Below are 7,413 nucleotides of genomic sequence, written 5' to 3'. Positions count from 1 at the left end.
AACTCCCACCACCACCCACCCGCCCGTGCCGACCGCCACGCCGCTCCCCACCGACACGCCCATTCCACCAACAAATACGGATACCCCTGTGCCGCCTACTAACACGCCCATCCCACCAGATACCGACACGCCGGTGCCGCCGCCTACTGACACGCCTATCCCGCCGCCAACAGATACGCCTGTGGCCCCTACTCTTACTTCTTCTCCTACTTTGCCCGTTGGCGGCTAAAGTTCCAAGCCGATCTTTAATGCAAAACTCCGCAGTATCTTGAAATACTGCGGAGTTTTTTGTGGGTTAGTTCACGACAGCTTCTCAACTGCTTTCTTCAACATTTCGGCCCTATCGGTGTTCTCCCAGGGCGCGTCAATGTCGGTGCGGCCAAAGTGGCCGTAAGCCGCCGTCTTGCGATAGATCGGGCGGCGCAGGTTCAGGTCACGGATAATAGCGCCGGGCCGCAAGTCAAAGTGCTCATTAACCAGTTGGGCGATCTGGCGATCGGGCAGTTTGCCAGTGCCAAAAGTTTCGACGTTGACGCTCAAAGGATGAGCGATACCGATGGCGTAAGCCACCTGAATCTCACAGCGGTCGGCCAACCCGGCGGCCACAATGTTTTTGGCCACCCAGCGCGCGGCGTAAGCCGCCGAACGATCCACTTTCGTCGGGTCTTTGCCAGAGAACGCTCCCCCGCCGTGGCGGCCCATGCCGCCGTAAGTGTCTACGATGATCTTGCGCCCCGTCAGGCCCGAGTCGCCCATTGGCCCGCCAATGACAAAACGACCGGTGGGGTTGACGTAGATTTTCATACCGCTTTCCGAGGCGCCGTTAAGCATCTCGTGAGGGATCACCGGCTTAATAACAGCGTCAATGATCGCATCGCGAATCTGAGCCTGCCCAATCTCCGGCGCGTGCTGGGCGCTGATGAGCACCGTATCCACACGTTTGGGTTTGCCGTGCGAATATTCAACCGTCACCTGCGTCTTGCCGTCGGGCCGCAACCAGGGCAGTTCACCATTCTTTCGCACTTCTGCCAAGCGGCGCGACAGGTTGTGGGCGAGGTAGATTGGCATGGGCATCAGAGCCTCGGTTTCATTGCAGGCAAAGCCGAACATCATGCCCTGATCGCCCGCGCCGACTTTTTCGATCTCGGCATCAGTCATCTCGCCCGCTTTTTCTTCCAGCGCGTGATCCACGCCCAGGGCGATGTCGGGACTCTGGCTGGCAATAGCCACCTGCACGGCGCAAGTGTTGGCGTCGAAGCCTTTGTCGCTGGAGTCGTAGCCGATCTCGCGCACGACCCGGCGGACGAGTTCGTCGAAGTTGACGAAGGCGCTGGTGGTGATCTCGCCCAGCACCATAACAAAGCCGGTCTTGGTCGCCGTCTCGCAAGCCACGCGGCTCATGGGGTCTTGCTCCAGGCAGGCATCCAACACCGCATCGCTCACCTGGTCGCAAAGTTTATCCGGGTGGCCCTCGGTGACCGACTCGGAAGTGAACACAATGCTCGGTTCACTCATAAAGGTAATGCTCATTGTAAAATTTCTCCTTGTGTGAATGACGGAGGACGATAGGCGAAAGACGAAGGCTTGTCGCTCGTCTTTCGTCGTCGGTCAGTCGTCGTGTAAATAAAAGCCCCTTCTGGCGGAGAAGGGGCATGGCGATTTAACTCGTGGCTCCCTCTCATCTTCCAGATACCTGCCGGAATTGGCACCAATTTTGGAGGTTGGAAGTTGGATGTTAGATTTTGGAAGTTCTCCAATTTCTAACCTCTAACCTCTAACATCCAGACGGTTGCCGAGGCTTCATCGGGCTGGTCCCTCCGCCTCTCTGGATAAGAGTTGCCGTGTAGGCTATTGAACTTTCGGCGGCATGTTATCACGCCCAAAAAGGCTTGTCAACGGCGCTTTTTGTCCGTTCAAGGAGACGCAAAGTGTTTCCAAAATCGCCTGGCGGCTCTTTGATACATTGAAACATCGTCGTCAGGTGATCGTCGAATTCCGGTCAAGATTGTAATGCCCTTAAGTGCTAAGATGCTTCACGGTTCAGACGCGGAACCAATATAGGCCGACTGTTATGATCGGCATTCGTCAAAGCAGTGCGTCTCGAAAAGGCGCTAACATGCTCCCCACCTAACCCTTTCCCCTTCAACTCTTCATCGGCATCCAAACAGCCTGCCAGCCTCGTCGTTCCAAATAGCGGCGGAGGTTGTTTTGTGCTGTCTGGCTTGATGAGGAAAGGCGGTTTGAATCGCCGCAAGCATGAAGCGAAATACTGCGCCACACTCTGGCGCATGCCTTGACGCGTGCCAGCGCAACAGCGCGGCACACCTTATCAATTTAGGAGGACAACATGGAAAGTTTCTTTTTGTTGCTTGGTATATTTTTGCTGTTCATTGGCATCGTTATGCCCTGGCTCGGCCCGGCTTTGGGGCTGGGAACGGCCTTAAGTTGGCTGTCAGCATTGGGGGTAGCCGCTCTGGGTCTTCTGTTGGTGGCGGCCACAGTTGGGCTGGTAATTATTGGCGAGCGACAGGTAGGCATCGTCATTAAGAAGTTCAGCACCAAGTCGTTATCTGCTGGCCGACTCGTGGCCCTCAATGGCGAGGCCGGCTACCAGGCCGACACGCTGGCTCCTGGTTGGCACTTCGGCTATTGGTTCTGGCAATACACTATCACCAAAGCTCAAGTCATCACCATCCCTCAGGGCGAGATCGCGCTTCTCGTCGCCAACGACGGCTCACCCATCCCGCCCGAACACATCCTGGGCAAGCTGGTGGAGTGTGACAACTTCCAGAACGCGCGCAAGTTTCTGTTGAATGGCGGCGAGAAAGGTCGTCAACTTGGCCTCCTCACCACTGGCACCTATCGCATCAACACCGCCCTCTTCACGGTCATCACAGCCGCCAACGCCGAGAAGCACGGCATGACGCCGAGGCAACTGCTCGTCTACTCGGTTCAGCCCGACAAGGTGGGCATTGTAACCACGCTCGACGGCAAGCCCATTGACGAAGGCGAGATCGCCGGCGTGATCGTGCCCGGCCACGACAACTTCCAGAGCGCCCAGCACTTTATTGAACGGGGTGGCCGCCGTGGTTTGCAGGAACAGGTTCTACTGTCCGGCTCGTGGAACCTCAACCCCTGGTTTGTGGTGGTGGAACAGTCGCCGATGACCGAAATCCCGATCGGTTATGTGGGCGTCGTCATCTCCTACGTCGGCAAAGCTCACGAAGACGTGAGCGGCGCCGAATTCAAACATGGCGACCTGGTAAACACCGGCCACAAGGGCGTGTGGGTAACGCCGCTCTACCCCGGCAAACACCCCATCAACACCCGGGTAATGAAGACTGAACTGGTGCCCACTACCAATATCGTCCTCAACTGGGCGGCCCGCACTGAAGCGCACAGCTACGACGCTCGACTCTCATCCATCACCGTGCGCTCCAAAGACGGCTTCTCGTTCAACCTCGACGTGGCTCAAATCATCCACGTCGGCGCGCCCGACGCTCCCAAGGTGATCTCGCGCGTCGGCTCGATGCAAAATCTGGTGGATCACGTTTTACAACCGATCGTCGGCAACTACTTCCGCAACTCCGCGCAAGCGTACACAGTGTTGGACTTTTTGAGCAACCGCAGTGAGCGTCAGCACGAGGCCGCCTCGCACATCTACAAGGCTTTGCAAACCTACGATGTGCAGGCCATAGACACCCTCATTGGCGACATCACCCCGCCGGCTGAATTGATGCAGACGCAGACTGACCGGAAGATCGCCGAGGAGCAGAGGAAGACTTACGAAGTACAACAGGCGGCCCAAACCCAGCGCCAGCAACTTGTGCGCGAAACGTCGCTGGCCGACATCCAGCAGAACATGGTCAAGGCCGAGCAGGGCGTGAACATCGCCGACATTGAGTCGAAGGCAGTGATCAAGCGTGCTAACGGTGAGGCCGAAGTCATCCGCCTGCGCGGCGCGGGCGAAGCCGAGGCTATCAAACTACGCGGCCTGGGCGAGGCCGAAGGCATCCGCGCTATTGGTATGGCCAAGGCCGAAGCGTATCGCGCCGGTATGCAGGCCCTCGGCCCGCAAGGCTACACCGCCATCCAACTCATGCAGATCATCGGCGATCAGAGGGTGCGTATCATCCCTGACCTGATCGTTAACGGCGCGGGCGCCAGCGGGGCGAGCATGACCGATGCCTTGCTGGGGATGATCTTGCGAAGCCAAATGAATGGCAACGGGGCCAGCGGCGGGTCGGCTCCTCAACCAAACAGTTGAGACGAGTCACCCACCCTACCCCTCACTTTCGTTCCACGAACAGAGAATCGAGGGAGGGCAGGCTGGCCGCCTGCCCTCCCCACTTTAACGATTTGCCATCCTGTACGAAGGCATCAATAGGCCGAGAGGATCGCGGCGACCACGTCTGCCAGTTCACGCGTCTTGCCTCGCTCCTCCGCCGCGCGGGCGGCATCCGCGCTCATCCCTTCCACAACCTGCGGCAACAGTTTCTCGACGTTATGCACCGTTTCAGGATCAGCTTTTGGATGATGGCGGATGAGGCCAAATAATTCCAGCGCGCTTTCCTTATCCCTGTTTCTGGCTCGCAAACCAGCAATGGACACCAGCGCATCCAGCGCGACGAGGTCGGAGCGGATGTCGCGCGCTTCGCGGAGGGACTGTTTCAAATAATAGAGCGCGTCCTGTTCGTTGCCCAGACGATAGTGCGCCGTGCCGACGTTATCCAACGCAATCGCCATGCCAAAACGATAGCCGGTGTTGCGGTGGATTTCCAATCCTTGCAGGAATAATCTTAATGCCTCTTCGTGCCGGCCTTCTTCCAACAAGATGCCGCCCAGGTTGCCAAGCGCGGCGGCCTGTTGGCGGGTTTGGTTCAACTGGCGGGAAATTTCTATCGCTTCGTAAAGCAACGGCTTTGCTTCGTCCGATCGGTGTTGGTCAAATAAGACGACGCTCAAATTAATCAGGCTGGACGATAACCCCGAGTAATCATTCAACTCGCGTCGCAGGGCGAGACATTCCCGGTGCAGGCGTTCAGCCTCTTCAAATCGCCCCAGGGTATTAATGGAAAGCGCGAGGTTGTTCAGCGCCATGCCTTCCTCGTTCCTGTTCCCCATCGAACGGGCCAGCTCCAATTCCTCCCGATAGTAATCAACGGCCTCTGCCTCCTGCCCGAGAAAACGGCACGCATTCCCCAGCCCATTCAAACAGGTGGCAAGCTGAGCATCTTCCTCCGTCCGGCGAAAATAATCGAGACAGGATTTCAACGATTGAAATGACGCATCGGGTTCGCCGGCGTCCGCAATCAAAATGGCTTTGTACATCAGCAGGCGCGCAATCAAATGCCCGCGCTCGTCGAGCGGCAGATCGTCCACATTGGCAGGCGCGCCGAGTCCGGCGAGCGCGCGCTGAAATATCTCAATGCCTTCGCGATAGCGTCCTTGCAAGTCCAGATAGCGTTTGGTGAACGGCGCCAGGCTGGCCAGCGCGGCCACATCGGCTTGTTCGCTCGCCCAATTCCACGCGGCGCGCACGTTTTCCAATTCGCGGTGCATCGCCGGAAACGAGTCGCGCTCGTCAGCCGTTCCGTATTTCTTCGCCCATTCTGCAAAATAGGACGCGTGCGCGGCCCGCGCCTGTTGCGCCAGTTTTTTCCTGGCGCTCAATTTTTCTTCCGCAAATTGCCGCATTACTTCATGCAATTCAAAACGCGCGTCGTTTCTTTGCACAAGCGATTTATCCACCAGCGACGCGATGACCGCGCCCGCCACTTGCTCCGCCGCCTCGCGCGTGAACCCACCGCGAAAAACGGACAAGGCCGCGAATGCTTTTTGTTCCGCCTCCGATAATTTCTCCCACGACGATTCAAACACCGCCCGCAAACTGCGCTGGCGCTCTGGCACGTCCCGGCGCGTGGACGCGAGAAAATCCAAACCCTTGCGGATTTCATCGGCGATTGACGCGTAGTCCATCGAACGGATCCGCCCGGCGGCAATTTCAATTCCAAGCGGGAGACCGCCGACCATTTGGCAGATTTCAGCGATGGCGGCCTGGTCCTGCTCACTAAACCGGATTTCCGCCCCCGCCCGCTTCGCGCTCTGGGCGAAGAGTTGGGCCGCGCTCGATGAGCCGACATCCAGCCCTGAGAGTTCCACCACCCACTCGCCATCAATGTCCAGCCGTTCACGCGAGGTGACGAGGAGTTTTACCTCCGGCGCGGTTTTCAAAATATCGGAGAGCAGCGCGGACGACTCCAGCAAATGCTCGAAGTTGTCCAGCACGAGCAAGAGTTCTTTTTGTCGAAGGAAGTTGAGCAGTTGCTTCTTGTGGTCACCCGTTGAAAAGGGGAAGTTGAACACATTCCCTACCGCAGGGACAATCCCCTCCGCCTCTACAGCCGCCAGCGGGGCGAACCAAGCGCCGTTGATGAACATGTCGGCGCAGGCGCGCGCGGTTTCCTGCGCCAGGCGCGTTTTGCCACAGCCGCCCAGGCCCGTCACCGTGACAAGACGGCATTGTGGGTCGGCCAAGCGTTGACGCAGGTTTCCGAGTTCTTTTTCGCGTCCGATGAATTCGGTTGTGAGAGCGGGGAGGTTGTGTCGCGCCGATTGCCGCGCGGCGCGGATTCTTTCGTACAGGGCGGTCGTTTCGAGTGAGGGTTGGACGCCGAGTTCCTTTTCCAGAATCTTTTTGCAAGTCTCATATTGGGCAAGCGCCGCGCTGAATTGGCCGGTGCGCGCTTGCAACAACATGAGTTGGCGGTGCGCTTCCTCGCGCCAGGGGTCGAAGGTCAGCAGGCGCGAGGCGGTGGCCATGGCCTCGGCGAAGTTGCCGAGCGAAGTGTGGAAGTGGGTCAGCGTGTGCAAGGCCTCGAGCGCAAGTTCACGCAGACGGGCGCGCTCAGTGAGCATCCAGTCTTCGAAGTCGGGCGCGTCGCGGACGTGGAAGCCTTCGAGAAAGTCGCCGCGGTAGAGGCGCAGGGACTCTATCAGGATAACAGAAGCAGGCTCGGGGCCTAAAGAAGAAGCAGATTTTACGTCAGATTCAAATTGGGCAGAGTCCAGAAAGCCGTCCCCGGAAAATTCGACAGAGTCGCGGGTGACGGTCAGGTGGTCATCGGCGACGCGGCGCAAGTTGGCGAGGGCTTGCCGCAGGTTGTTTTTCGCGTCGGCTTCGGACATCTCGCCCCACAACAGGGACGCCAGTTTATCGCGCGAGTGTGCACGGTGCGTGACGGCGAGATAGGCCAGCAAGGCTGGAACCTTGTTGGAGATGAAATCGGTGATGGGGGCGTCGGCGCGCGAGATCTGCAATCCGCCGAGGAGATGAATTTTAAGTCCTGCCACCGCTCTCCAGTTGTGCCAGGACTCTAAAGGTTTTTCCCGCAAAAGGAGTTGTTGCGTTTG

4 protein-coding genes and 1 riboswitch are annotated in these 7,413 nt (G+C 58.2%); of the genes, 2 read left to right on the top strand and 2 right to left on the bottom strand.

Features of this window, described 5'->3' with window-relative positions:
- The coding region (locus tag HYZ49_10115; protein MBI3242634.1) for a hypothetical protein at nt 1-229 on the top strand (229 nt) is incomplete at its 5' end.
- A gap of 71 nt (nt 230-300) precedes the next feature.
- On the opposite strand, the gene HYZ49_10110 is transcribed toward HYZ49_10115, so the two are convergent.
- A complete protein-coding gene (locus HYZ49_10110; protein ID MBI3242633.1) occupies nt 301-1,515 on the bottom strand; it encodes a methionine adenosyltransferase in 1,215 nt (404 codons plus the stop codon).
- A 160-nt stretch (nt 1,516-1,675) separates the two neighbouring features.
- Nucleotides 1,676-1,836, bottom strand: a riboswitch (SAM riboswitch).
- A gap of 511 nt (nt 1,837-2,347) precedes the next feature.
- On the opposite strand from HYZ49_10110, the gene HYZ49_10105 reads away from it, so the two are divergent.
- Complete coding sequence (locus HYZ49_10105; protein MBI3242632.1) at nt 2,348-4,267, top strand: flotillin family protein; 1,920 nt, start codon at nt 2,348-2,350, stop codon at nt 4,265-4,267.
- A 113-nt stretch (nt 4,268-4,380) separates the two neighbouring features.
- Here the strand turns inward: HYZ49_10105 and HYZ49_10100 are convergent, their stop codons facing one another.
- Nucleotides 4,381-7,353, bottom strand: a complete 2,973-nt coding sequence (locus HYZ49_10100) for a tetratricopeptide repeat protein (GenBank protein ID MBI3242631.1) — start codon at nt 7,351-7,353, stop codon at nt 4,381-4,383.
- Nucleotides 7,354-7,413: the final 60 nt, after the last annotated feature.

The sequence above is a fragment of the Chloroflexota bacterium genome (assembly GCA_016197225.1).
Taxonomy (GTDB): Bacteria; Chloroflexota; Anaerolineae; order Anaerolineales; family VGOW01; genus VGOW01.
The sequence above is the reverse complement of the archived record's forward strand: the minus strand, read 5'-3'. Positions and strand labels throughout refer to the sequence as shown.

Bases quoted from the DNA above. Each gene is read 5' to 3' on its own strand.
- HYZ49_10110 (MBI3242633.1), bottom strand. From the start codon at position 1,515: ATGAGTGAACCGAGCATTGTGTTCACTTCCGAGTCGGTCACCGAGGGC.
- HYZ49_10105 (MBI3242632.1), top strand. From the start codon at position 2,348: ATGGAAAGTTTCTTTTTGTTGCTTGGTATATTTTTGCTGTTCATTGGC.